Annotated in this window: 29 protein-coding genes; 22 read left to right on the top strand and 7 right to left on the bottom strand. The window is 60.6% G+C overall.

The features are described from left to right. Positions 1–8: 8 nt before the first annotated feature. From HEP89_RS08090 to HEP89_RS08070, 5 genes are all read left to right on the top strand, one after another. Positions 9–2,291, top strand: a complete 2,283-nt coding sequence (locus HEP89_RS08090) for an NADP-dependent malic enzyme (RefSeq protein ID WP_023002443.1) — start codon at positions 9–11, stop codon at positions 2,289–2,291. Positions 2,292–2,469: 178 nt separating this feature from the next. Next, positions 2,470–2,757: a GIY-YIG nuclease family protein gene (locus HEP89_RS08085; RefSeq protein ID WP_168691752.1), complete on the top strand. Its 288-nt coding sequence runs from the start codon at positions 2,470–2,472 to the stop codon at positions 2,755–2,757. Between the two features lie 232 nt (positions 2,758–2,989). After that, entirely contained in the window at positions 2,990–3,646 is a 657-nt protein-coding gene (locus HEP89_RS08080; RefSeq protein WP_023002441.1) for a phosphoribosylanthranilate isomerase, read from the top strand. A gap of 32 nt (positions 3,647–3,678) precedes the next feature. Next, positions 3,679–4,884, top strand: coding sequence for a tryptophan synthase subunit beta (gene trpB, locus HEP89_RS08075; protein ID WP_139314179.1), 1,206 nt, complete (start codon positions 3,679–3,681; stop codon positions 4,882–4,884). A 328-nt stretch (positions 4,885–5,212) separates the two neighbouring features. Continuing rightward, entirely contained in the window at positions 5,213–5,383 is a 171-nt protein-coding gene (locus HEP89_RS08070; protein WP_023002439.1) for a DUF1127 domain-containing protein, read from the top strand. Between the two features lie 12 nt (positions 5,384–5,395). Here HEP89_RS08070 and HEP89_RS08065 read toward each other — a convergent pair whose 3' ends face one another. Further along, on the bottom strand, positions 5,396–5,647 hold the full coding sequence (locus HEP89_RS08065; RefSeq protein WP_168691751.1) for a hypothetical protein: 252 nt from the start codon (positions 5,645–5,647) through the stop codon (positions 5,396–5,398). Between the two features lie 219 nt (positions 5,648–5,866). Between HEP89_RS08065 and HEP89_RS08060 the strand changes: the two genes are divergently transcribed. The 5 genes from HEP89_RS08060 (at position 5,867) to HEP89_RS08040 (ending at position 10,818) form a co-directional block, all read left to right on the top strand. Next, entirely contained in the window at positions 5,867–6,049 is a 183-nt protein-coding gene (locus HEP89_RS08060) for a hypothetical protein (RefSeq protein WP_023002437.1), read from the top strand. Positions 6,050–6,185: 136 nt separating this feature from the next. After that, positions 6,186–7,019 (top strand): tryptophan synthase subunit alpha, encoded by an 834-nt coding sequence (gene trpA, locus HEP89_RS08055; RefSeq protein WP_023002436.1) that lies wholly within the window; start codon positions 6,186–6,188, stop codon positions 7,017–7,019. A 92-nt stretch (positions 7,020–7,111) separates the two neighbouring features. Next, positions 7,112–8,068, top strand: coding sequence for an acetyl-CoA carboxylase, carboxyltransferase subunit beta (accD, locus tag HEP89_RS08050; RefSeq protein WP_168687277.1), 957 nt, complete (start codon positions 7,112–7,114; stop codon positions 8,066–8,068). Between the two features lie 137 nt (positions 8,069–8,205). Further along, positions 8,206–9,522 carry a folylpolyglutamate synthase/dihydrofolate synthase family protein gene (locus HEP89_RS08045; RefSeq protein WP_031269969.1) on the top strand — a complete coding sequence of 439 codons (1,317 nt, stop codon included), beginning with the start codon at positions 8,206–8,208 and terminating at the stop codon, positions 9,520–9,522. Positions 9,523–9,555: 33 nt separating this feature from the next. Then, positions 9,556–10,818: a hypothetical protein gene (locus HEP89_RS08040; RefSeq protein ID WP_168691750.1), complete on the top strand. Its 1,263-nt coding sequence runs from the start codon at positions 9,556–9,558 to the stop codon at positions 10,816–10,818. A gap of 198 nt (positions 10,819–11,016) precedes the next feature. Here the strand turns inward: HEP89_RS08040 and HEP89_RS08035 are convergent, their stop codons facing one another. Beyond that, complete coding sequence (locus tag HEP89_RS08035) at positions 11,017–11,934, bottom strand: bifunctional helix-turn-helix domain-containing protein/methylated-DNA--[protein]-cysteine S-methyltransferase (RefSeq protein ID WP_168691749.1); 918 nt, start codon at positions 11,932–11,934, stop codon at positions 11,017–11,019. A 161-nt stretch (positions 11,935–12,095) separates the two neighbouring features. After that, complete coding sequence (locus tag HEP89_RS08030; protein ID WP_023002430.1) at positions 12,096–12,557, bottom strand: Lrp/AsnC family transcriptional regulator; 462 nt, start codon at positions 12,555–12,557, stop codon at positions 12,096–12,098. A gap of 130 nt (positions 12,558–12,687) precedes the next feature. Between HEP89_RS08030 and rocF the strand changes: the two genes are divergently transcribed. From rocF to HEP89_RS08015, 3 genes are all read left to right on the top strand, one after another. Then, positions 12,688–13,629, top strand: coding sequence for an arginase (gene rocF, locus HEP89_RS08025; RefSeq protein WP_168691748.1), 942 nt, complete (start codon positions 12,688–12,690; stop codon positions 13,627–13,629). 11 nt (positions 13,630–13,640) lie between these two features. Then, positions 13,641–14,726, top strand: coding sequence for an ornithine cyclodeaminase (locus tag HEP89_RS08020; RefSeq protein ID WP_152508977.1), 1,086 nt, complete (start codon positions 13,641–13,643; stop codon positions 14,724–14,726). Positions 14,727–15,005: 279 nt separating this feature from the next. Continuing rightward, a complete protein-coding gene (locus HEP89_RS08015) occupies positions 15,006–15,557 on the top strand; it encodes a hypothetical protein (protein ID WP_139314178.1) in 552 nt (183 codons plus the stop codon). Here HEP89_RS08015 and pyrF read toward each other — a convergent pair. Beyond that, positions 15,501–16,292 (bottom strand): orotidine-5'-phosphate decarboxylase, encoded by a 792-nt coding sequence (gene pyrF, locus HEP89_RS08010; protein WP_062485957.1) that lies wholly within the window; start codon positions 16,290–16,292, stop codon positions 15,501–15,503. The genes HEP89_RS08015 and pyrF overlap by 57 nt on opposite strands. A 75-nt stretch (positions 16,293–16,367) precedes the next feature. Further along, positions 16,368–17,216 carry an SDR family NAD(P)-dependent oxidoreductase gene (locus HEP89_RS08005; protein WP_168691747.1) on the bottom strand — a complete coding sequence of 283 codons (849 nt, stop codon included), beginning with the start codon at positions 17,214–17,216 and terminating at the stop codon, positions 16,368–16,370. A 178-nt stretch (positions 17,217–17,394) separates the two neighbouring features. On the opposite strand from HEP89_RS08005, the gene hisB reads away from it, so the two are divergent. The 8 genes from hisB (at position 17,395) to coaA (ending at position 22,372) form a co-directional block, all read left to right on the top strand. Then, positions 17,395–17,988, top strand: coding sequence for an imidazoleglycerol-phosphate dehydratase HisB (gene hisB, locus HEP89_RS08000; protein ID WP_023002424.1), 594 nt, complete (start codon positions 17,395–17,397; stop codon positions 17,986–17,988). 15 nt (positions 17,989–18,003) lie between these two features. Next, complete coding sequence (locus HEP89_RS07995; RefSeq protein WP_031269963.1) at positions 18,004–18,507, top strand: DUF2628 domain-containing protein; 504 nt, start codon at positions 18,004–18,006, stop codon at positions 18,505–18,507. Continuing rightward, entirely contained in the window at positions 18,504–19,157 is a 654-nt protein-coding gene (hisH, locus tag HEP89_RS07990) for an imidazole glycerol phosphate synthase subunit HisH (protein ID WP_023002422.1), read from the top strand. Before HEP89_RS07995 ends, hisH begins: the two co-directional genes overlap by 4 nt. A gap of 24 nt (positions 19,158–19,181) precedes the next feature. Beyond that, the gene (locus HEP89_RS07985) at positions 19,182–19,469 is read left to right on the top strand and encodes a DUF1330 domain-containing protein (protein ID WP_023002421.1); all 288 of its coding nucleotides are present in this window, start codon (positions 19,182–19,184) and stop codon (positions 19,467–19,469) included. Positions 19,470–19,475: 6 nt separating this feature from the next. Beyond that, positions 19,476–20,219, top strand: coding sequence for a 1-(5-phosphoribosyl)-5-[(5-phosphoribosylamino)methylideneamino]imidazole-4-carboxamide isomerase (gene hisA / locus HEP89_RS07980; protein WP_062485950.1), 744 nt, complete (start codon positions 19,476–19,478; stop codon positions 20,217–20,219). After that, on the top strand, positions 20,216–20,995 hold the full coding sequence (gene hisF / locus HEP89_RS07975; protein WP_023002419.1) for an imidazole glycerol phosphate synthase subunit HisF: 780 nt from the start codon (positions 20,216–20,218) through the stop codon (positions 20,993–20,995). The genes hisA and hisF overlap by 4 nt, the downstream gene beginning before the upstream one ends. A 24-nt stretch (positions 20,996–21,019) precedes the next feature. Beyond that, on the top strand, positions 21,020–21,343 hold the full coding sequence (locus HEP89_RS07970; protein WP_023002418.1) for a phosphoribosyl-ATP diphosphatase: 324 nt from the start codon (positions 21,020–21,022) through the stop codon (positions 21,341–21,343). 63 nt (positions 21,344–21,406) lie between these two features. After that, on the top strand, positions 21,407–22,372 hold the full coding sequence (coaA, locus tag HEP89_RS07965) for a type I pantothenate kinase (protein WP_023002417.1): 966 nt from the start codon (positions 21,407–21,409) through the stop codon (positions 22,370–22,372). Between the two features lie 21 nt (positions 22,373–22,393). Here the strand turns inward: coaA and HEP89_RS07960 are convergent, their stop codons facing one another. Both HEP89_RS07960 and HEP89_RS07955 read right to left on the bottom strand, forming a co-directional pair. After that, positions 22,394–23,218, bottom strand: coding sequence for an alpha/beta hydrolase (locus HEP89_RS07960; RefSeq protein WP_168691746.1), 825 nt, complete (start codon positions 23,216–23,218; stop codon positions 22,394–22,396). A 179-nt stretch (positions 23,219–23,397) separates the two neighbouring features. Next, positions 23,398–23,796: a RidA family protein gene (locus HEP89_RS07955; RefSeq protein WP_168691745.1), complete on the bottom strand. Its 399-nt coding sequence runs from the start codon at positions 23,794–23,796 to the stop codon at positions 23,398–23,400. A 169-nt stretch (positions 23,797–23,965) separates the two neighbouring features. Between HEP89_RS07955 and HEP89_RS07950 the strand changes: the two genes are divergently transcribed. Next, the gene (locus tag HEP89_RS07950) at positions 23,966–24,544 is read left to right on the top strand and encodes a TetR/AcrR family transcriptional regulator (RefSeq protein WP_139314177.1); all 579 of its coding nucleotides are present in this window, start codon (positions 23,966–23,968) and stop codon (positions 24,542–24,544) included. Positions 24,545–24,585 lie beyond the last annotated feature (41 nt).

Here is a 24,585-nt window from a genome sequence, read left to right as displayed (position 1 = left end):
CCCAAACCATGTCCGCCGACAAGAAACCGACCAAGACCAATGTCAGCTTCACCGACCAGGAAGCGCTGCAATTCCACCAGGAAGGCCGCCCCGGGAAGCTGGAAATTGCGCCCACCAAACCGATGGCGACCCAGCGCGACCTGTCGCTGGCCTATTCGCCCGGCGTGGCGGTGCCGGTGCGGTCGATCGCGGAAGACCCCAGCCGTGCCTACGACTACACCACCAAGGGCAACATGGTTGCGGTGATTTCCAACGGCACGGCCATTCTGGGCCTCGGCAATCTGGGTGCGCTTGCCTCAAAGCCGGTGATGGAAGGCAAGTCTGTCCTGTTCAAGCGCTTCGCCGACGTCGATTCCATCGATCTGGAAGTCGATACCGAAGAGGTCGATGAATTCATCAATGCGGTCCGCTATCTCGGTCCTTCCTTCGGCGGGATCAACCTGGAGGACATCAAGGCGCCGGACTGTTTCATCATCGAACAGCGCCTGCGCGAACTGATGAACATTCCCGTCTTCCATGACGACCAGCATGGCACGGCCATCATCGCGGCGGCGGGTCTCATCAACGCCCTTCACCTGACCGGTCGCGACATGAAGGACACCAAGGTGGTCTGCAATGGCGCAGGTGCGGCCGGCATTGCCTGCATCGAACTCGTGAAGGCAATGGGTATTCCGAACGAGAACGTCACTTTGTGCGACACCAAGGGTGTCATCTACAAAGGCCGCGAAGAGGGCATGAACCAATGGAAGTCCGCCCATGCGGTCGAAACCAAGGCACGCTCGCTCTATGACGCCCTCAAGGGCGCGGATGTCTTCTTCGGCGTTTCTGCAAAGGGCGCGTTGACGCCCGACATGCTGCGGGTCATGGCACCGAACCCGATCATTTTCGCCATGGCCAACCCGGACCCGGAAATCACGCCGGAAGAGGCGGCGGAAGTGCGCGACGATGCAATTGTCGCGACCGGGCGTTCGGACTATCCGAACCAGGTCAACAACGTGCTCGGCTTTCCCTATATTTTCCGCGGCGCGCTTGATGTTCAGGCCACCACGATCAACGACGCCATGAAAGTTGCCTGCGCTCACGCACTGGCGGAACTGGCGCGTGAGGAAGTGCCGGACGAAGTGGCCGCGGCCTATCGGGGCAACCGGCCGAAGTTCGGTCCGGAATACATCATTCCGGTGCCCTTCGATCCGCGCCTGATCCACACCATTCCGCCCGCGGTCGCCCAGGCTGCGATGGAGTCCGGCGTCGCCCGCAAGCCGATTGTCGATATGGAAGCCTACAAGCACCAGCTCTCCGCCCGCCGCGATCCTGTCGCCGGCACCTTGCAGCGGATCTTCTCCAAGGTGCGCCAGCAGCCCAAGCGGGTCGTCTTCGCCGAAGGCGAGGAAGAACCGGTCATCCGCGCAGCGACAAGCTTCGTGTCGCAGGGCCTGGGTGAGGCCATCCTGATCGGCCGCGAGGACGAGATCAAATCCATGGCCGAACGAGCCGGCATCGACATCGACCGGCCGGGCATTTCCATCCAGAACGCGCGGCTTTCCAACCGCAACAGCGACTACGCGCAGTATCTCTACGGCCGCCTGCAGCGCCGGGGCTACCTGCTGCGCGACTGCCAGCGCATGGTCAACAACGACCGCAACTACTGGGGTGCGATCATGGTCGCGCGCGGCGACGCCGATGCCATGGTGACTGGTTTGACCCGGAACTACTCCGTCGCCCTCGATACGGTGAAGGCCACCATCGATCCGAAGCCCGGTCACCGGGTCATCGGCGTGTCGCTGGCACTCGCCCGCGGCCGTACCGTATTGATCGCCGATACGGCGGTGATCGACATGCCGACATCGGAAGAACTGGCGGACATCGCCGAGGAAGCGGCCCATGTCGCACGCAAGTTCGGCTACGAACCGCGTGTTGCCATGCTGGCCTATTCCACCTTCGGCCATCCGAAGGGCGAACGCTCGGAAAAGGTCATCGAGGCGGTCAAGATCCTCGAACGCCGCCGCGTTGACTTTGAATTCGACGGAGAAATGGCCGCCGACATCGCGCTCAACATGGACCGAATGGCCGCCTATCCGTTCTGCCGCCTGTCGGGTCCAGCCAACGTTCTGGTCATGCCGGCGTTCCACTCGGCATCCATCTCCACCAAGATGTTGCAGGAACTGGGCGGCGCCACGGTCATCGGCCCGCTGCTCGTCGGCTTCGACAAGTCGATCCAGATCGTGCCGCTCGGCGCCAAGGACAGCGACATCGTCAACATGGCCGCCATCGCGGCGTTCAATGTGACGTGAGGTCGTTTGTTACTTGGTTGGACTAGGGGCTCCCCGATCCCGGGTCGCGCTTTGCTTGCCCGGGATGACGACTGAAAGGTTTTTAGCAGACCTATCGTCGTCATCCCGGACGCAGCGCAGCGAAGATCCGGGATCGGGGAGCCACCCCAAACCTCTCGAAACCCGGAGTGACCATCGCTTGACCGCCTGGGTCTACATCCTTGCCTCGCGCCCGTTCGAAACCCTTTACACCGGCGTGACGACGGACTTGACCCGCCGGATTTACGAGCACCGCGAAGGTCTGATTGAGGGTTTTTCCAACCGATACGGAACGAAATCCCTGGTCTGGTATGAACAGCACGAAGAGACCAGGGCTGCGATTACCCGCGAAAAACAGATCAAGCGTTGGCGCCGACAATGGAAATTCGATCTGATCGAGAAGATGAATCCGGGCTGGCAGGATCTCTTTCTGGAGCTCAATCGGTAATCATTGTCCGGACACCTATCGTCGTCATTCCGGACATAGCGCAGCGAAGATCCGGGATCGGGGAGCCCCGAAGCGCTGCTGCAACACACATGAAATCCAAAGTCCGGTGTCTCGTCGTACCCAAGTTGAAAGTCACTCGACAGGGGTGCGATAGCGTGCAATTGCGCCTTTTCGCTTCGCGACAGCTAATCTTTTTTGACAAACCCTGCCCCAACGGCGATACCTCGAAACCATGTCGGATATTAAAGTCAAAATCTGCGGTCTTTCGACCGAGGACACCATGGCGGCGGCGCTGGACGCCGGTGCGGATATGGTCGGGTTGATGTTCTTCCCGAAGAGCCCGCGTCATGTGTCGCTCAGCCAGGCCTGCCGGCTGGCCGATATGGCGCGCGGCCGGGCGGAGATCGTGGCGGTAACCGTCAACATGGATCTCGACGGCCTGTCGCGTATCAACGAGCTGGTGAAGCCCGATACATTCCAGTTTCATGGCGAGGAAGCTCCGGAAGCCCTGGCAGCGGCCAAGGTGATGCAGGGCACCAAGGTCATGAAGGCGATTTCGATTTCCGACCGTTCAGATCTGGAGCAGGCGCACTATTATGCTGTTGTGGCAGATCGTCTCCTGTTCGATGCCAAGCCGCCGAAAGGGTCCGAACTGCCTGGCGGTAACGGCGTTTCCTACGACTGGACGATCCTGAAAGACCTTGACCTGAAGAAGCCCTTCATGCTTTCCGGAGGACTTGATCCGGAGAACGTCGCCGAGGCGATCCGTTTGAGCGGCGTCAGCGAGGTGGATGTTTCCTCCGGCGTCGAGCGGGAAAAGGGCGTCAAGGACAGTGGTCTCATTCGCGCATTCTTGGCGGCGGCCAAGGGCGTCAAGGTTCCGGGCTGAACCCCGGGTGAAGGAGTAAACGCGTGAACGATATGGCTAACAGCATCCGGACCGGTCCGGACGATCGCGGGCATTTCGGTATTTTTGGCGGCCGCTATGTTGCCGAAACGCTGATGCCGCTGATCCTGGACCTGGAACAGCACTACAAGGACGCCAAGAACGATCCGGCTTTCAAGGCCGAGATCGAGACGCTGAACAAGCACTACACCGGCCGTCCGTCGCCGCTTTATTTTGCCGAGCGTCTGACGAAGGAACTCGGCGGTGCCAAGGTCTATTTCAAGCGTGATGAGCTGAACCACACCGGATCGCACAAGATCAACAATTGCGTCGGTCAGATCCTGCTCGCCAAGCGCATGGGCAAGACCCGCATCATCGCGGAAACCGGCGCCGGTCAGCACGGTGTCGCGACAGCGACAGTCTGTGCCCGCTTCGGCCTGCCCTGCGTTGTCTACATGGGCAAGACCGACGTGGAACGGCAGAAGCCGAACGTCTTCCGCATGAAACTTCTGGGCGCGGAAATCGTGCCGGTGACCGCCGGTGCGGGCACCCTGAAGGACGCCATGAACGAGGCGCTGCGCGACTGGGTGACCAATGTCGAGGACACCTACTACCTGATCGGTACCGCCGCAGGCCCGCATCCCTATCCGGAAATGGTGCGCGACTTCCAGTCGGTGATCGGCAAGGAGCTGCGCGAACAGATGATGGAAGCCGAAGGCCGGCTGCCGGACGCGCTGGTTGCCGCCGTTGGTGGTGGTTCCAATGCCATTGGCCTGTTCCACCCGTTCCTGGACGACAAGGACGTCAAGATTTACGGCGTCGAAGCTGGTGGCCGCGGCCTGCAGGGGGAAGAACACTGCGCTTCCCTGACCGCAGGCAAGCCGGGCGTTCTGCACGGCAACCGCACCTACCTGTTGCAGGACGACGACGGCCAGATCCTGGAAGGTCACTCGATTTCCGCCGGTCTCGATTATCCGGGCATCGGACCGGAGCATTCCTGGTTGAAGGAAATCGGCCGTGTGGACTATGTACCGGTCATGGACGACGAGGCCTTGGAAGCTTTCCAGATGCTGACGCGCGTTGAAGGCATCATCCCGGCGCTGGAGCCGGCCCACGCGCTGGCCCATGTCGTGAAACTGGCCCCGCAAATGGACAAGGACCAGATCATCGTCATGAACCTGTGCGGCCGGGGCGACAAGGACGTCTTTGCCGTTGGCCAGATGCTGGGCTTCGATCTCTAACAGCCCGCTTCGAACGGAACCCTGGAAAACCGCGTATCGAAAGGTTCGCGGTTTTTCTTTTGGCCGCTCCGGAGTGCCATCCCCTCCGCCAAGGGAAAGACCTGGAGCCTGCTTGTCATCAATGCGGGTTTTGGATAGGGCCGACGTTCCGCTTTGGCCGGGATGATAACGGGGTTTGCCACCGGCCCCTAACGCCGGTTAACCAGCCCCGCCAGTTTGGAAATGCTGCAATGCAAACTTGTGCGTTGTGAATCCGCCGGGAAAGACTAAATCAGCCGCGAATGAAACAGGGTCGGCGCTATTGCCGGCCGCTTGAGGAAACCCCGAAATGGCTTTCGATCTTCTGACCGGCTTCGTCCGCGACTTTCGCGCTTCCCGCAAGGTTGCCGGCGAAATCGCACGCATGAACCACCTGAACGACGCCCAGCTTGCCGATCTCGGCCTGGAACGCAGCGAAATCACCAGCCGCGCCTTCGCCCGTCATTTCAAACGGCGCTAAGGCTGCAGCCGGTCAGGCGCTGCGTTTGAAAGCAGCGCGCGGTGGCACGGCTATGGGTTTTGCCGTCAACATGGCTTCCAGCAACTGCTGGCGGCCCCGGGCGTCCAGACCGGTCGCCTGTTGTGCCAGCGCCTGGTCTGATTGCTCGGAAGAAACTTCGGCAACACCCTTGCGCTGGGCAAAACCCAGGTGAAAATCCCTCATCCGGCGCCACAGCTTTTCAGTGAAAGGCCGAGGAGCGGGTTCGAACAGGGAATGGGCCATTTTCAGCTCCTTATTTGTTTGGTGGCTCAGTGGTTCGTTTTACAATAGGTGCACGCAGTGCATTTTTCTAGGCGCAATTTGTGCACATTTCGCCTATCAGCCATGCATTTTTCGCGGGTCTGACCTGCGCTTCCACAGCTTGCTGCACTGCAAAAAAGCCATAAGGTGCGGCCCGGTTGCGATTCCGGATCGCGGCATCAATCTTTTTTGGTTTTTGAGATGAGCACCTTGCAGGCCCTCCATATCAGCGCGCCATCGGCAGCGCCCCTCGCCACCGTGTTTCGCGGTGCCGGAAACCCGTTCACGCGCTCCGGCCGGGCGAAGCCCATGGGCAGCGAACATGTCTACCGGGCGGATGCCGCCCTGCGCGCTATCGGCCTGATCGACTATCCAAGCCGCTGACCGGTCTGGGTTCGGAGCCTGTTTCAACGCTCCGAATCTGCATGAGACAATTGACATTGCACGCACTGCCCCCGTACATCGCTGAAACGGAAACGCCCCGGAGGGTCCCGGATGGCGCGAAAAAGGGTAGCAGTGAATGACGGATACGCGTATCGACCGCCGTTTTAAAGCCTGTGCGGATGCCGGCCGGCCGGCCTTGGTCACCTTTATCACCGCAGGCGATCCGGATCTGCAGACCTCGCAAGCCCTCCTGAACGCCCTTCCGGCAGCAGGTGCCGACGTTATCGAACTCGGCATGCCGTTTTCCGACCCGATGGCCGAAGGCATCCCGATTCAGCTTGGCAACCAGCGTGCGCTGGCTGCGGGGCACACCATGGACAAGACCCTGGACATGGTTCGTGAGTTCCGCAAGCAGGACCAGGATACGCCGATCATCCTGATGGGGTATTACAATCCGATCTACGTGCGGGACCCGAAGGTTTTCGTGCAAGTAGCCAAGGACGCTGGTGTCGATGGCTTCATCATTGTCGATATTCCGGCAGAAGCAGATGACGAACTCTGCATTCCGGCCCTGGAAGCAGGTCTCAATTTCATTCGCCTGGCAACACCCACCACTGACGACAAGCGTCTGCCTGCCGTTCTGGCCAACACCTCCGGTTTCGTTTATTACGTCTCCGTGACCGGCATCACCGGCGCCAATATCGCCGATACCGGTCGGGTGACCACCGCGGTCAAGCGGATCAAGGGCCACACGGACCTGCCGGTTGCCGTCGGTTTTGGCGTGAAGACCGCAGACCAGGCAGCGGAAATCGGCAAGGATGCCGACGGTGTCGTGGTCGGGTCGGTTCTGGTCAATGCCATCCGTGACAGCCTCGATGAGGCCGGCAAGGCGACTGACAAAACCGTTCAGACCGTCGTCGACCTGGTGTCCGACCTGGCCTCCGGATGCGCCCGGTCAAGAACAGCCTGACTGGTCAGCCATCGGCTGGTCTGAATTGAAGGATTTCGGACGGACCCCATATCTCCGTCCAATGGTAACTCGAGTAGCGGGACGCGTTTGACGTGAACTGGATCAATTCTATCGTACGCCCCAAGATCCGTGATCTTTGGAAAAAGCGCGAAGTTCCGGAAAACCTTTGGATCAAGTGTCCGGAAACCGGTGAAATGGTGTTTCACCGGGACCTGGAAGCCAATCTCTGGGTGATCCCGAATTCCGGTCATCACATGCGCATCCCGGCGCGCAAACGCGTTGAGGCTTTGTTTGACGGCGGCAAATACACTGAGGTCGATACCCCGGAAGTGCATGCCGATCCGCACAAATTCCGCGACAGCAAGCGCTACACCGACCGCCTGAAGGAAGCCCGCACCAAATCCGGCGAAGACGAAGCCGTGATCGTGGCCCAGGGCCAGGTCAACGGCATGCCGCTGACCATTGCCGTGCAGAACTTCGATTTCATCGCCGGCTCGCTCGGCATGGCCGCGGGTGAAGCGATCCTTGCCGGCATGCTGAAAGCGGTCGATGACAAGACGCCTTTCGTCATGTTTGCCGCTTCCGGCGGTGCACGCATGCAGGAAGGCATTCTGTCGCTGATGCAGATGCCGCGCACCACGGTCGGTGTGCAGATGCTGCGCGAAGCGGGACTGCCCTATATCGTCGTACTGACCAACCCGACCACTGGCGGCGTCTCGGCCTCCTACGCCATGCTTGGCGACGTGCACATTGCCGAACCGGGCGCCCAGATCGGCTTCGCAGGCCGCCGCGTGATCGAACAGACCGTGCGCGAAAAGTTGCCGGACGATTTCCAGACTGCCGAATATCTTCTCGACCACGGCATGATCGACATGGTGGTGCCGCGCCAGAAGATGAAGGAAACACTGGCACGCATCTGCGGTATCCTGATGAAGCGGGAAGTCGAACTGCCGAAGCTTGAAGCGCCGAAGGAGCCGGCACCGGAAGCCGAAGCCAAGCCTGCCGAAACGGCTGCAGAGCCTGCCAAGGGCGCGGAAGCTGCCAGCTAGGTGGCTTCGTTACACGAATACGTCGCGAAAGCGGCCTGACACGACATTTCCGGGCTGTCCGCTTGTCTCGCGGGCGGCCTTCCCGTAAAGGCGTTAGTCAAACGCAACCGGGAAAAAGGGACCCTGCGGAGGGCGCCTTGGATCAAATCACGAAAATTCTGGACCGTTTGCTGGCGCTGCATCCGAAGGAGATAGATCTCTCGCTCGGTCGCATGTACCGCCTGCTGGAAGCGCTCGGGCATCCCGAACAGCGCCTGCCGCCGGTGATTCACGTCGCCGGTACCAACGGCAAGGGCTCGGTTACCGCCACCATGCGGGCGATCCTGGAAGCTTCCGGAAAACGCTGCCACGTCTACACCTCGCCGCACCTGGTTTCCTTCAACGAGCGCATTCGGCTCGGCTCGGATGGCAAATTCGTCTCCGATCCGGTCCTCTATGAGGCCCTGCATCGCTGCGAAGAAGCCAATGGCGGTGAGGAAATCACCTTTTTCGAGATCACCACCGCTGCTGCCTTGCTCCTGTTCGCGGAAAATCCCGCAGATGTGCTGCTGCTTGAAGTCGGTCTCGGAGGCCGTCTTGACGCGACCAATGTGATCGACCGGCCGCTTGCCACGGTGATTACCCAGGTTTCGATGGACCACGAGAAGTTTCTGGGCGACGACCTGTCGGTGATCGCTGCCGAAAAGGCCGGAATCATAAAGCCGGGCGTGCCGGTCATCTGTGCTGCGCAGGAAGACAGCGCCATGGCAACGATTGCGCGTCAGGCAGCGCGCAACAAGGCGCCGATCGAAGTGTTCGGGCAGGATTTCGCAGCGCAGGAAGACCAGGGCCGCATGGCGTTTCAGGACGAGGACGAGTTGATCGACCTGCCTGTGCCCGTGCTTGGTGGCCGTCACCAGTTCTCCAATGCGGCTGTCGCCATTGCGGCGTTGAAGGCGGCGGGCATGTTGCCGGACGGCGATACGATTGCCCACGGTCTGAAAACGGTCAACTGGCCCGGACGGCTGCAGCCGATCACCAGCGGACCGTTGCATGACCTGTGTCCGGAAGGGTCGGAAGTCTGGGTCGATGGTGGCCACAATCCCGGCGCGGGCATTTCGATCGCCCAGTTCATGGGCGAACAGGAAGAGCGCTCACCCCGGCCGCTTTACCTCGTGTCCGGCATGCTGACGACAAAGGATCCCGTCGGATTCTTCCGTCCGTTCCACGGACTGGCACGCCACGTCGGCACCGTGCCGATCACCACGACACCCACCGCAAGGGAGCCGGAAGACCTGGCCGATCTTGCCCGCTGTGCGGGACTTGAAGCGACGCCGTTTCAATCACTGGACGCAGCGCTGGCAGATGTGGCAGCTTGTGCGGCAAAAGATGGCGAGCCACCCCGGATTCTGATTTGCGGGTCGCTCTATCTGGCTGGTGAAGTTCTGGCGCGCAGCGGTCTGGCGCCGGTCTGAGGCGTCACCGGCCTCTGCCCGAGGAGGCCCTGAATGTTCGGTTTTGAAACCTGTCGCCCAAAACTTGCAGGCGCTTTCCTGGGCGCTCTGCTCTTGAGCGTGCCAGCAAATGCGCTCACCGAACAATATGAGACACCACCGGAGCAGGATCCGGCCACACTTCTCAACGGCAAGGAACTCGGCCCCGGCTATGCGGTACTCTCGCCGGTGCGCGGCGACGGTTTCCTGCGGATTTACCAGGTTCAGACCGATCTCGGCGTCGAGCAGATCGAAGGCGACGGCATGCTCAAGCTGCGCCTGCACGAAATCCAGGTGCTGATTGCCCTCGACAGTCTGAAAAACGACGCCAGCTTCGTAGACGGCCTCAAGCAGGCGGCCATGAAGCCGGTCGAGTTTGTCGAAAGCACGGTGACCGACCCTGTGGGAACCGCAAAGAACACCGTTTCCGGTGTCGGCCGCATGTTCGGCCGCCTCACCAAGGGCGTCGAGGCCGCTGTCAGCGGCAAGGGCGGATCTCCGGCGGAACTTGCCAAGTCGATCACCGGCCAGGCCAAGGCCCGGCGCGAACTTGCGGTCGATGTTGGTGTCGACCCCTATACGTTCTACCGGCCGCTATCGGAAAAGCTCGACGAAACCGCCAGCGTGACCACGGCAGGCAACTGGACGGTGAGCGCAATTACCAGCCTCCTGCCCGGCGGCATCATCGTCAACGCCGCGCGGCAGGCAGACAATTTCCGCAATCTCATCGTCGACAGCACGCCGACCGAGCTGCAGGAACGCACCTCAAGCGTTCTGCGCGCCGTAGGCGTGCCCGAGGTGACGAACGCCAAGCTCATGGGCAATCCGTTCTACACGGCGTCGGAAAAGGCCGCGATCGCCTATCAGATGCAGGCAATGCCCGGTGTGAAGGACCTTTACCTGATTGCCGAAAAGGCCGCTGATGCCGACAGCCGGGATCTTGCCTATTTCCAGCTTCGTCGTGTCGTTCTCATGGAAACCTACAACAGCACGGTTTCGCCGCTGGGGGACATCAAGCTGGTGTCCGGCATCCCCGTTGCCCTGCGCCGTGACGGCATCGCCGCCATCGTCATGCCTTTCGATCATGTGGCCTGGACCCAGACCGTGGCGCAGACCTTCTCCGCCATGCACGAAGGCCTCGGCACCTTGCCCTTCCCGCCAACGGGCGTCGACTTCCTGATCACCGGCGACGTCACACCCATGGCCGCCGAACGCATCGCCGCATTCGGCTGGGAAATCACCGGCAACTATCCGATGCCGAAGGGGCCGGTGTTTTAGGACATCCGGCTGTCATTCCGGACAAGTGAGGCAAGCCGAACGCAGATCCGGAATCCAGATGCTTTTCGCGCCTAAGGCGCGGCCGCTTCTTCTTTCAAGCGGGTTTCGCTTCGCTCATGCTGATGTCTGGATTCCGGATCTGCGCGCATCGATGCTGCGCTTGTCCGGAATGACGGACAGTGGGTTCATTTTGCCCCCTCAAACACACTCCAGAACCGGCCCGGACAAGCCGCTTTCCCAGCCGAGGATGGCGCGTTTGCGGGTGAGGCCCCAGTGGTAGCCGCCGAGTTTGCCGCCTTTGGCGAGCACCCTGTGGCAGGGGACGACGAACGAGAGCGGGTTGCGGCCGACTGCGGTGCCGACAGCGCGGGACGCCTTCGGGTTGCCGAGGCAGGCGGCGATGTCGGAATAGGTGGTGGCCTTGCCCATCGGGATCTTCAGCAGGGTTTGCCAGACCCTGATTTCAAAATCGGTACCAATCATAACGATGTTGAGCGGTTGATCCTCTTGCCACTTTTTCGGATCGAAGACGCGCCGGGCAAATTGCGCCGTCGCATCCTGATCTTGGACGAAAGCGGCTGCGGGCCAGCGCTCGCACATGTCTTCCAGGGCGGAAGTTTCCTCGCCCGGATCGGCAAATCCCAGACCGGCCAAACCCTTGTCGGTGGCCATCACCAGAACCTGGCCAAAGGGGGATGGATGAAAGCCGTAGGCAATTGAAAGACCCGCGCCACGATTGCGATAGTCGCCAGGCGTCATGGCTTCATGGGTGACGAAAAGGTCGTGCAGCCGGCCGGATCCGGACAGGCCCACTTCGTAGGTTGCGTCGAGAACACTGGCGGACTCGCGCAGCAGCGCCTTGGCGTGATCCAGCGTGATTGCCTGCAGGAACTGCTTCGGCGTCAGTCCGGCCCAGCGCGAAAACACACGTTGCAGCTGGATGGGTTGAAGACCGGCTTCCCTGGCCAGCTGGTCCAGCGTGGGCTGCTCGCGCCAGTCCTCGGTGATCCGCTTCAAGGTGCGGCGAACGACGTCGTAGTGCTGCGCAGCCTCCTCGCCGATGGAGATCGGGGTCGGTTCGGACGTCAGGCTGGTAAGGTCAAGCGCTTTGGTCATGGCGGTTTCTTCATGCTGAACTTGAAGTCTGCTCCGATCTTAGTCGGCGAACAACAGGGGATCGACCCGATTTGCGATCCGTCTCATGATCCTTGTCGCTTTGGTACCAGGTTCCGCTTCACACGGCCGGAATGACGGCACAGAAACCGGGACTGGCGTTCCTACCCCAGAACATCCTTGAATTCGCTGGCCGAAACCGCCGGTCCCTTGCGGGTGGTCAGAAGCAGGCTCGTCTCCGTGCCGGTAATACCCTCGATCAGGCGAATGCGATTGAGTGCATCGTCAAAGGCAGCAAGATCGCGCGTGGCGACGTCCAGTACCAGATCCCACTTGCCATTTGTGGAATGGATCGCGCGAACCTCCGTCATGGCGCTGAGCGAGCGGATCACCGGTTCGGTGTTGTGGCCGTCTACGACCACCAGCGTCACCGCGCGGATTGGAAGATCGCGCCAGTCGTCGCGCAGGACGGCGGTAAATCCCAGGATTTCTCCCGTGTCGACCAGCTTCTCCATGCGAGAGCGCACGGTGGCGCGCGAGACCTTCAGATCACCTGCCAATTCGGACACTGACCGCCGCCCGTCATGGCGCAGAAGCGAGATCAATCGAAGATCCAGATCGTCCATTTTTTCATTCCGATAAATTGAGCTTATCAAAATGATAAATCTGGCTGCTCTTTTGATCAAGTGTCCGGATTTACTCCGCCGCGGCGTTTCAGCACACTTTTGACAGTTGAATTTTGGGGCGGAGCAGGACGTGAACGTCGTTGAGAAACAGATTGTGCTGGTTGGAGCTCCGGTGGATGAAGGCGCCGGTCAGCGCGGCTGCCTCATGGGACCGGACGCCTATCGAACCGCCGGCCTGCAGGAGACGCTACAGGAACTCGGCCATTTGGTCGTCGACCACGGAAATCTGAGCCCGGCGGAGGTTGGCAGCCTCACCCCTCCCAACAGGATACTGCGGAATTACCGCGCCTATGTTGCCTGGACCCGGGCGCTCCACCAGAAGGCGGCGGAACTTGGCGAAGGACCGGGTTTTCCGATCTATCTTGGCGGCGATCACGCCATGGCGGCGGGCACCGTTTCGGGTCAGGCAAGGGCGGCAGCCGCACTCGGGCGCCCGTTGTTCGTGCTTTGGCTCGATGCGCATTCGGATTTTCACACGCTGGACAGCACCGCCAGCGGCAACCTTCACGGTACGCCGCTCGCGTTTCTGTGCGGTCTACCCGGATTTGACGATCTGCTCGGCAGCCCGCTGGAACACACCTTGAAGCCGCAGAATGTCGAGATCCTCGGCGTTCGCTCGATCGATGATGCCGAGCGCAACCTGCTGGTCAGCCACGGCGTCGGTGTCAGCGACATGCGCCGGATCGACGAGGAAGGCATCGGCACTCTTCTGAAGCCGTTTCTGGAGCGCGTAAGGGCCGAAAACGGCCTTCTGCATGTCAGCCTGGATGTCGATTTTCTGGATCCGTCAATCGCCCCGGCCGTCGGCACCACCGTTCCGGGCGGCGCGACCTTCCGCGAAGCCCATCTGGTGATGGAGATGCTGCATGACAGTGGCCTCGTCACCTCTCTCGACCTGGTCGAGCTCAATCCCTTCCTGGACGAACGCGGAAAAACCGCGCGTCTGATGGTCGAACTGACTGGCAGCCTGTTTGGCCGCCGGGTCTTCGACCGGCCGACAAGAAGCTTCTAGAGGACCGAACAATGTCAAACAGCCCCATCAATCTCCTGCCGTCGGATCTGGCCTATGTGCCCTTCGTTAGCGTCGACAACATGATGCGCAATGTCCGCGCGATTGGTGTCGAAACCTTCATGCGTGGCATCGCCGAATATATCGAGCAGGATTTCCTGCGATGGGAAAGCTTCGACAAGAAACCGCGTATTCCGGCGCATGCGCCTCAGGGCGTTATCGAGCTGATGCCGACCAGTGACGGCAAGACCTTCGGCTTCAAGTATGTCAACGGCCATCCCGGCAACACCCGTGATGGCCTGCAGACTGTTACCGGCTTTGGTGTTCTGTCGAACCTGACGACCGGCTATCCGGTGCTGTTCACCGAGATGACCATCCTGACGGCCCTGCGCACGGCAGCCAACTCGGCACTTGCCGCCAAATACCTGGCACCCAGGGGGTCCACCACGATGGCGATCATCGGCAATGGCGCACAGTCCGACTTCCAGTGCCTGGCGTTCAAGGACATGCTCGGGATCACCGACATCCGCGCCTACGACATTGATAGCGCTGCAAGCTTGCGCCTTGCCCGCAACCTCGCCAATTCCGGGCTGAACGTGACCATCTGCAAGACGCCGGAAGATGCGATCGAAGGCGCGCAGATCATCACCACCGTAACCGCGGACAAGAAATCGGCGACGATCCTGACCGACAACATGGTCGGCACCGGCGTTCACATCAATGCGGTCGGCGGCGACTGCCCGGGCAAGACCGAACTGCATCGCGATATCCTGCTGCGGTCAGATATCTTTGTCGAGTTCCCGGACCAGACTCATATCGAGGGTGAATTCCAGCAGCTCGACCGCGATCATCCGGTTACCGAACTCTGGCAGGTCTACGCCGGCAAGGCCGAAGGCCGCACTTCGCAGGACCAGATTACGCTGTTCGACAGCGTCGGCTTTGCCATCGAGGACTTTGCCGCCCTGCGTTATGTCCGCGATCTTCTGCCCAGAACCGGTCACTTCGAGAAGCTCGACCTGCTGGCTGATCCGGACGACCCGCGTGACCTCTACGGCATGGTTCTTCGGTCTGCGGCCAATGGAGACAACCAGGCAGCGTGACCTGAGATCACGTGATTGTAGCAAACTGGACCACCGCTTCGGCGGTGGTTTTTTTCTGGCCTTGGTCAACCGGCCTATACCCCTGCTCTCCAGGGAAAGAAACGGTTCCGGAAAGTACTTGTGTCATCCCGGGAAAGCATGGCGGAACCCGGTCCGCGTGGTTCAGGGGAGGAAGTAGGACCCGACAAGGGTAATGCCAAAAAACGCCTGACATCAGTCACGTATTTTAAGGTTTTCGGTGTTGAGTTGGCGTCATCCTACCTTTTCGGGGACTTTTTGATGACATTCAGAATTTTGACCGGCCTCGGACTCGGCCTGCTTGCCGCTTCCGCTGTTCAGGCCAAGGAACAGTATTTTTCTTACAAGGACTGGAATGTAGAGATTCAGTCGTTTGATACGGGCGAAGACTTTCGTATCAACTGCACCATGTGGACCGGCGGCGACGGCCTGCCCACCGTAGGCTTTGCGACGTCCAACAGCGATGCATTGCCGCCGGACTTCTTCCCCGGTGTCCAGCTGACGGAACGTGCCGTCCGCGGCCATGCGACGGTTCTTCAGAATGACCAGAAGGTCAATTTCGTCTTTGATGACGGCGACAGCGCGCAGGCAACGGTCCAAGCCTATTTCGATGAAGACGGTTTCGCCGTCGCCCAGACCTATTTCCCGATCGAGGACGCTCAGCGCGTCCTGCAGGCGATGCAACGGAACGGGCAGATCGATATCGTCGGACCGAGCGGCCTTATCTATACCGCTTCCCTGAGCGGATTTACCGCGTCATATCGAAAAGTTGCCGAAGGATGCGGCTTTCCGGTTACCGGTGTTATCGACTAGCGGCGGCAGGTTCAGCGCCTCTTCTATTTCGGCAACCACGGCATCGGCCGCCGCACCTGGATCTTCGGCCCGGCTGATCGGGCGGCCGACCACCAGGTAGTCACTACCAGCCTGAATCGCGTCCGCCGGGGTCATCACCCGGCGCTGGTCTCCGGCGTCGCTGCCGGCAGGGCGGATGCCGGGGGTGACGATCACAAGCTCGTCTCCAAGGATGGCGCGCATTTTTGTGGCTTCGGTGGCGGCGCAGACGATGCCGCCCATGCCAGCCACACGGGCGTCCTTCGCGCGCGCTTCCACCACATCGGCAATCGGGCCGCGATACCCTGCATCGACCAGGTCCTGCTCGTCCATGGAGGTCAGCACCGTCACCCCAAGCAGGCACAGATCGGGATTGCCCTCTTCCCGCAGGCCTTTCACGGCAGCGCGCATGGTTTTCGGGTAGCCGTGCAGGGTCATGAAGGTCATGCCCATCTTGGCGACATTGCGTACGGCCTTTTCGATGGTGTTGTCGATATCGTGCAGCTTGACGTCCAGAAAGATCTTCTTGCCGTCACGCGCAAGGTCACGGGCGAATTCCAACCCGCCGGCAAACTGAAGTTCCATGCCGATCTTGTAGACACCGACCTTGCCTTCAGTCTGCTTTACCAGCTTCTCGGCCTCGGCAACCGTCGGCACGTCGACAGGCAGCATCAGGCGGTCGAGAGCGGTTTTCGGGGAGAAAGGGCTGGTCGGCATGGGCAGATCCTCGGATTTTGGGGCAGGTGCCAGTGCATAGCACCAAGGATCGCCCAGCGCCAGAACTACCCAGAACTACGCCTTGCCTGTGCGCTCGAATTCCGCGAAGGCATCCTTGTAGTCGTCATGCCAGCGCGACAGCGGCGGCCGGTTTTCAATGATATCGCCGATGGCCCATTCTGCCCGGCGATTGTCCCTGGTGCTGTCGACGTCATTGTCCGGGCACAGGATGTAGAAATCGCCCGCTGACATCCGCTCGATGAAGTGATCGACGGTCTGCTCGCTGGTCCAGGCCGCATCCGGCTTCTCCGGAAAATGGCTTGCGGTCATGCCGGTGTAGGTGAACCCCGGAACGAACAGATGTACCGAAATGGGCGCTCCGGCCTGCCGCAGTTCATGGGCAAGCTGTTCGCTGAGCACCTTCACGGCTGCCTTGGTGGTGTTGTAGCCGGGGTTTCCCGGAGGTGTCGTGATGCCCTGCTTCGATCCGGTGTTGACGATGACAGCCGGGCGGGCAGCCTCGATCAGGCGCGGCGTGAAGGCATGGACACCGCGCAGGACACCGTAGAAATTGATGTCCATCAGGCGGACCCAGTTGTCGAACCCCTCCCAGGCAGAGGTCGGCAGGCTGATGCCGGCGTTGTTCATCAGGACCGCGACGGGCCCGGTCTGAAAAGCCTTCTCGGCCAGGGCTTCCACCTGCGCCATGTCACCGACATCGGTCGGAACCGCGAAAATATCGACACCGACCGTACCGGCGGCACGCACCTTTTCCGTTGCCTCTTCAAGGGCCGGACCGGGCAGATCGGCAAGAATGACGCCCAGTCCTGCCTGGGCGAAGCGGGTGGCAGCGGCCAGTCCGACGCCGCTGGCAGCACCGGTAACGACGGCAATCCCGCCTTCTGAAATGGCTTTTTTGTACATGATGGATTTCCCCCAAAATGGATTTCAGGAACGCGGCGACAGACGAATGCCGATTTGCCTGTCTGCAAGATAGTCCGGCCACAGAACCCTTTCACTATGAAACCGCTATTTTCTTAGACGGTTCAGGCTGCTACAACACCGCGGTTCTTCTTTCCCATTACCCACGGGGCATCAGCACATGCGCACAGCGAGTGTATCGCGCGACACCAAGGAAACCCGCATCGCGGTCGAGATCAACCTGGACGGCACGGGCGCATACGACGTCCAGACCGGCGTCGGGTTCTTCGACCATATGCTGGAGCAATTGTCGCGACATTCGCTGATCGACATCAAGGCCCGTGCCGATGGCGACACTCATATCGACTTTCACCACACGGTCGAGGATACCGGCATAGCGCTGGGCCAGGCAATTTCCGAAGCGCTGGGCGACATGGCGGGCATCACCCGTTACGCCGATACCCATCTTGCCATGGATGAAGCACTGACCCGCTGCGCGCTGGATGTGTCCGGCCGTCCCTTCCTGGTCTGGGACGTCACCTTCGACCGGGACAAGATCGGTGAATTCGACACGGAGCTGTTCGAGGAGTTTTTCCGGGCATTTGCGATGAATTCCGGGATTACCCTTCATATTGCCAACCTTTATGGCTCCAATTGCCATCACATCGCCGAAACCTGCTTCAAGGCGGTTGCGCGCTCCTTGCGCAAGGCGGTGGAGATCGATCCGCGGCAGGCAGACCGCATTCCGACCACCAAGGGCCAGCTCGGCAGCTAGGGCAGGAAACGGCGCATGAGCACATATGTTGTGATGGCTCCGCCAGAATTCGAAGACGTGGCTGGCGATCCTCGCCAGACCGATAGGCTTGCCTTCGTTCCGGACGGCTTCTCGACGCTTGCGTTCCTGTTTGCCGTCATCTGGCTGCTGGTCAACCGCATGTGGCTGGTGCTGCTTGGCTATCTCGCCGCGACGCTGGTGATCGAGTTGCTGGCGCTGTCCGTCAGTCAGGAAGCCATGGCCGTCGTTGCCCTCTTCACCTCCATCCTGTTCGGCCTCGAGGCCCAGGCACTGCGCCGCTGGTCGCTGGAGCGCAAGGGTTGGCGCGTTGTCGGCATCGTCGACGCGCACAACAAGAGCGAAGCCGAACTCCGATTTCTCCACAAGGCGGCTGACCGAGTGTCGCCGCCCAGACCTCAAATCGACCGGCAACAGCGCCCCGCCTCCCAACCGATCATCCCGAGGATCGGTAGCGAGCAGGTGGTGGGCCTGACCCTCGGTCCGGAGACCCGTCAATGACAATTGCGATTATCGATTACGGCTCGGGCAACCTGCGCTCGGCCGAAAAGGCGTTTGAGCGCGCGGCCCGCGCCCACGCCCACACGCCCGACGTTATCGTGACGTCCGACCCCGAAAGGGTACTGAAGGCCGACCGTGTCGTGCTGCCGGGTGTCGGCGCCTTTGCCGACTGCAAGCGCGGCCTGTGGGCTGTCGAAGGCATGCCCGAGGCGCTGGAACAGGTCGTGCGCAAGGACGGCAAGCCTTTCTTCGGCATCTGCGTCGGCATGCAGCTGATGGCAAGCCGCGGCCTGGAATTCGAGACCGTAGAAGGCCTTGGCTGGGTCGAAGGCGACGTTACCGCCATGGAACCGGCAGACAAGACACTGAAAATCCCCCACATGGGCTGGAACACCATTGAGGTTCGCCCGGAAAGCCACCCGGTTTTCAAGGGGCTGGAAACGGGACCGGATGGCCTGCACGCCTATTTCGTGCACTCGTTCCACTTTGCCTGCGCCAGGGCGGAAGACCGCCTGGCGACGTTCGACTATGCCGGCACCTTCACTGCCATGGTGGCGAAGGACAACATGATCGGCACCCAGTTCCACCCGGAAAAAAGCCAGCGGCTCGGTCTGGAGCTGATCGCCAATTTCCTGGACTGGACCCCTTAAACAAGTAGCGCCTGGGAGGCCAACATGAGCAAAGGTTACTGGATCGCCCGTGTCGACGTGCATGACGCCGACGGATATCCGGCATACGTGGAAACGGCAAAGCCCGCCTTCGAGCGGTTCGGCGCCAATTTCCTTGCCCGCGGCGGCAAGACCGATGCCATCGAAGGCCCGGGCCGGGCGCGCAACGTCATCATCGAATTTCCGAGCTTCCAGCACGCGGTTGATTGCTATAATTCGCCGGAATATCAGGAAGCGGTGAAAATCCGCCAGAAAGTAGCCGATGGCGAAATCGTCATCGTTGAAGGAATTTAAAGCGACATGATCCTCTTTCCCGCCATCGATCTGAAGGATGGCCAGTGCGTTCGCCTGAAACTGGGCGACATGGACCAGGCAACCGTGTTCAACGACAACCCGGGTGCGCAAGCCCGGGCGTTCGAGGATCAGGGCTTCGAATGGCTCCATGTGGTCGATCTCAACGGCGCCTTTGCCGGCGAGAGCGTCAACGGCGCGGCTGTCGATGCCATTCTGGGGGCAACGAAGAACCCGGTGCAGCTGGGTGGCGGGATCAGGACGCTGGAACATATCGAAACCTGGCTGGACAAGGGCATCAGCCGCGTCATCCTGGGCACTGTTGCCGTGCGCGATCCGGACCTGGTGAAGGAAGCCTGCCGCAAGTTCCCGGGCAAGGTTGCCGTCGGCATTGATGCCAAGGGCGGCTATGTCGCCGTCGAGGGCTGGGCGGAAACGTCCGAACTTACCGCAGTCGATCTTGCCCGGCAGTTTGAGGATGCAGGCGTTGCGGCGATCATCTACACCGATATCGATCGCGACGGCGTCCTGAAAGGTCTCAATATTCCCTCGACGCTGGAACTTGCCCGCGCCGTCTCCATTCCGGTCATTGCCTCGGGCGGCCTTGCGTCGATCGACGACATTCACCGCCTGCTGGAGCCGGACTGCGCCATCCTGGAAGGGGCAATCTCGGGCCGTGCACTCTACGACGGCCGTCTCGATCCGAAAGAAGCCATGGAATTGATCCTGGCCGCGCGGAGCAAAGCATCATGACCTTGAAAGCCCGTGTCATTCCCTGTCTCGACGTCAAGGACGGCCGTGTCGTCAAGGGCGTCAACTTCGTGGATCTGGTCGATGCCGGTGATCCGGTGGAAGCCGCCAAGGCCTATGACGCGGCCGGGGCGGACGAGCTCTGCTTTCTGGACATCACCGCCAGTCACGAGGGCCGGGACACGATCTACGACGTTGTCCGGCGCACGGCCGAAGCCTGTTTCATGCCGGTTACCGTCGGTGGCGGCGTGCGCACGGTGGAAGACATTCGCAAGCTGCTGATTGCCGGAGCCGACAAGGTGTCGATCAACACGGCGGCCGTTACCAATCCGGATTTCGTGCGCGAAGCGGCGGAAAAATTCGGCGCGCAATGCATCGTCGTTTCCATCGATGCCAAGCAGGTCAACGCTCCGGGCGAACCGGAAAAATTCGAGATCTTCACCCATGGCGGCCGCAATGCCACCGGCATCGATGCTGTTGAGTTCGCCAGGAAGGTTGTCGAACTGGGCGCCGGTGAACTGCTGGTCACGTCCATGGACCGGGATGGCACCAAGTCCGGCTACAATATCGCCCTCACCCGGGCGATTGCCGATGCGGTGCCGGTGCCGGTGATCGCCTCGGGCGGTGTCGGCAATCTGGATCACATGGTGGAAGGCATCCGTGATGGCCATGCCACTGCGGTGCTGGCCGCCTCGATCTTCCACTTTGGCGAATATACCATTCAGGAAGCCAAGCACTACATGAACGACGCCGGCGTACCGATGCGCCTCGACGCCTGAAACGGCCTCAAGGGAACTAGCCGAATGACCGACTTCACTTTGGAAGATCTGGACGCCATTATTGCTGCACGTGCGAATAGCGCGGACGACAAGTCCTATACGCGCAAGCTCGTCAACAAGGGCGTTGCCAAATGCGCCCAGAAGCTGGGGGAAGAAGCGGTTGAGGCGGCGATTGCCGCCGTTCAGAAGGACCGGCAGGAATTGACGGCCGAGGCCGCCGATGTGCTTTATCACTTGTTGGTGGTTCTCAATGTCTCCAATGTCCCCCTCGGGGATGTTATGAAGGAGCTTGCGAGCCGTACGGGACAGACCGGACTGGAAGAAAAGGCGTCCCGGCCTCAGGAATAATCCAGGGCCTGCAGGCTCTGTACCGGATCCGGCGTTCAGCCGCGCAGCAGGAACTGCGAAGTAATGGATCAGAAAGTCGCCACGGCCCTGGACATGGATCTGTCCCCCTACCAGGTGTTCACCGAGCGCGAGTGGGCAAGACTGCGTGCGGACACGCCCATGACGCTGGATGCGCATGAGGTGGCCCAGTTGCAGGGCCTCAATGCGCCGGTCTCGATCGAGCAGGTCGAGACAATCTACCTGCCGCTCTCCCGTCTGCTTGCCTTTTATGCCGAAGCAACCATCAGCATCTTTCAGGCAACGCAGAACTTCCTCGGCACCCGCGACGGCAAGACGCCGTTCATTATCGGTGTTGCCGGGTCGGTGTCTGTCGGCAAGTCGACCACTTCGCGCGTCCTGCGTGAGCTTCTGGCCCGCTGGCCGGCCAGTCCCAAGGTCGACCTGATCACCACCGACGGGTTCCTGTATCCAAACGCGGTGCTGGAAGCCGAAGGGCTGATGTCCAAGAAGGGCTTTCCGGAAAGTTTCGACAGGCCACGTCTGCTGAAATTCCTGTCCGACATCAAGGCAGGCAAGAGGTTCGTCCGGGCACCGGTCTATTCGCACTTCTACTACGATGTCATGCCCGGCCACACGGTGACGGTCGACCGGCCCGATATTCTGATTGTCGAAGGCCTCAACGTGCTGCAGACGCGCGAATTGCCCAAGGACGGGCGGGCTGTGCCGTTCGTTTCGGATTTCTTCGACTTCTCGGTCTATATCGATGCCGATGAAACCCTGCTGCTGAACTGGTATGTCGACCGCTTCATGCGCCTGCGCGAGACGGCCTTCCGCGATCCGGGATCCTATTTCCATAAGTATTCGCGGATCACGGATCAGGAAGCCGTCACGACCGCCAATCGCATCTGGAACGACATCAACCTGGTCAACCTGCGCGAAAACATCCTGCCGACGCGGCCTCGCGCCGACCTGATCCTGACCAAGGATTCCAGTCACAAGATTGCCAAGGTCGCCCTGCGCAAGATCTGAGCTGCAGCTGACGCCTGTCCCTCAGAGGAAGGCACCCAGCTTGGCTAGAACAAGATCCGGCACCTCGAGTTGCGGCAGGTGGCCGGCGTTCGGCAGCGCTTCGAATGTCGACTGCGGAATGGCGGCGTGCAGAGCCCGGCCCCGGTCGATCGGGATCCACGGATCGTCCTCTCCCCAAAGGATCTTCACCGGGCACCGGATGTCGCCGTAAAGCGGTTCGATCTCGTTGGTATAGGCTTCGTCTGCCTGGGCGAACTGGCGATAGAAGCTGCCGCGGCCTTCTTCGGTCAGCCAGGGCTTTGCCAGTGCCGCGCGGGCCTCGGCCCCGATTTCGTTGACAAGGGCGCCGCCGATATAGGCATCGACAACCGCGCGGTGGATATGCGGCGGGAGCCCGACAAAGGCTTCCACATGGCGGCCGACGTGATCGAAGAACTCCGACCCCCAGGGGCTGAGGGCAACGACGTTCATCAAGACGTATTTGTCGAAATCGCAGCCGTGCAGAAGATGCGCCCGCAACGTTGTTGCCCCGCCAAAGTCATGGGCCACAACCGATGGCCGTTCGAGTTGCCAATGATCGAGCATTTCGGCAAAGACCTTGCCCTGAATGTCGAGGGACGTGCGTTGGTCCGGTGACTTTGCCGACTGGCCGTATCCAGGCATGTCGTACCAGTGGACGCGGAACTTCCTGGAGAGTTCCGGAATGAGCCGATGCCAGGACCAGGACGACCACGGCCAGCCGTGTGCGAGCACCAGCGACGGCCCTTCACCCGCCCGGCCCGCCATGACGACACCGGCAGATGTCCGGATTTCTTCGGAAAGGTGCCAATTCGTGGCGTCGTTCATAACCTGGTCTCCATTGAACATGCATCGGCAGACATGCGCTGGAGAAGGTCAGTGTCCGTCTCCCAGCGCCTTCCGCACGTGGTGTGCCACGTCGCTGCTTGCAACGGTTGAACGGTTGGTTTCGGTCTGGCCTGCCTTCAGGCTCGCTGAAACCGGAAGGCAGGTCTGCCGAAAAAGTGTCAGGCGTCGTCGGGAATTCGTGCGATGACCTTAATTTCAAAATCGAAACCGGCCAGCCAGTTGACGCCGACGGCCGTCCAGTTCGGATAAGGCGCTTCTTCGAAAACCTCGTCCTTCACTTTCATCAGGCTCTCGAACTGGTTTTCCGGGTCCGTGTGGAAGGTCGTGACGTCGATAATGTCGTCCAGTCCGCAGCCGGCCGCTTTGAGCACGGCTTGCAGGTTTTCAAAGGCCAGGCGCACCTGGTCTTCGTAGTTTGGTTCAGGCGTGCCATCTGCGCGGCTGCCGACCTGACCGGATACAAAAAGAAGGTCGCCGGAGCGAAGAGCGGCCGAGTATTTATGCGTGTCATATAAGGCGTGACGACCTTCCGGAAAAACGGGTTGGCTCTTGGTCATGTTCTGTCCTTTCAGGGTTGGAGCTTCGGTGTGAAACCGGGCTTAACGGGGAACGCTTATTGAGATACGCTGCGTATGTGAATAACTCACATACGCGCCGTATGTCAATTGACATACGCGAGGTATGCGTATTTGCGAGGTAAGGATGGCGCCTGGAAAACGAGCCGAAATGATGGAGGAAACGCGGGCAAAGCTGATAGCGGCAGGGCGAAAAGCCTTTGCCGAACAGGGCTACGCGGCTGCGTCCATGGATGAACTGACCGCTTCTGTCGGCCTGACGCGCGGCGCGCTTTATCACAATTTTGGAGACAAGAAGGGCCTTCTGCAGGCGGTGGTCAATCAGCTCGATGGCGAAATTGCAGCCGAAGCCAAGGAAGCCGCCAGCCGGCTTGGCGGGAGCGAATGGGAGTCGCTCATGGCAGAAGGCATCGCCTATATCGAGATGGCTCTGAAGCCGGAAGTGCAGCGTATCGTGCTGCTGGACGGGCCATCCGTACTTGGCGATCCGTCACAGTGGCCGAGCCAGAATGTTTGCCTGCAGACAACGACAAGTGCGCTTGAACGTCTGATCGCCGAAGGCCTGGTAAAACCCGTCGACGCGGAAGCCGCTGCGCGGCTTCTGAACGGCGCTGCCTTCAATGCAGCGCTCTGGATTGCGGCAAGCGATGACCCGCAAGCGGACCTGAAGAAGGTGATCGACGCTTTCAAGGTTCTTGGAGAAGGCCTTCTGACGACCCCGCCGGGCTGACATACCACTTGGAAGCAGACACGAAAAAGCCCGCAGTCTTT

It is taken from the genome of Labrenzia sp. 5N (genome assembly GCF_012395805.1).
GTDB lineage: Bacteria > Pseudomonadota > Alphaproteobacteria > Rhizobiales > Stappiaceae > Roseibium > Roseibium algicola.
This window is presented reverse-complemented; position numbering and strand designations above follow the sequence as displayed.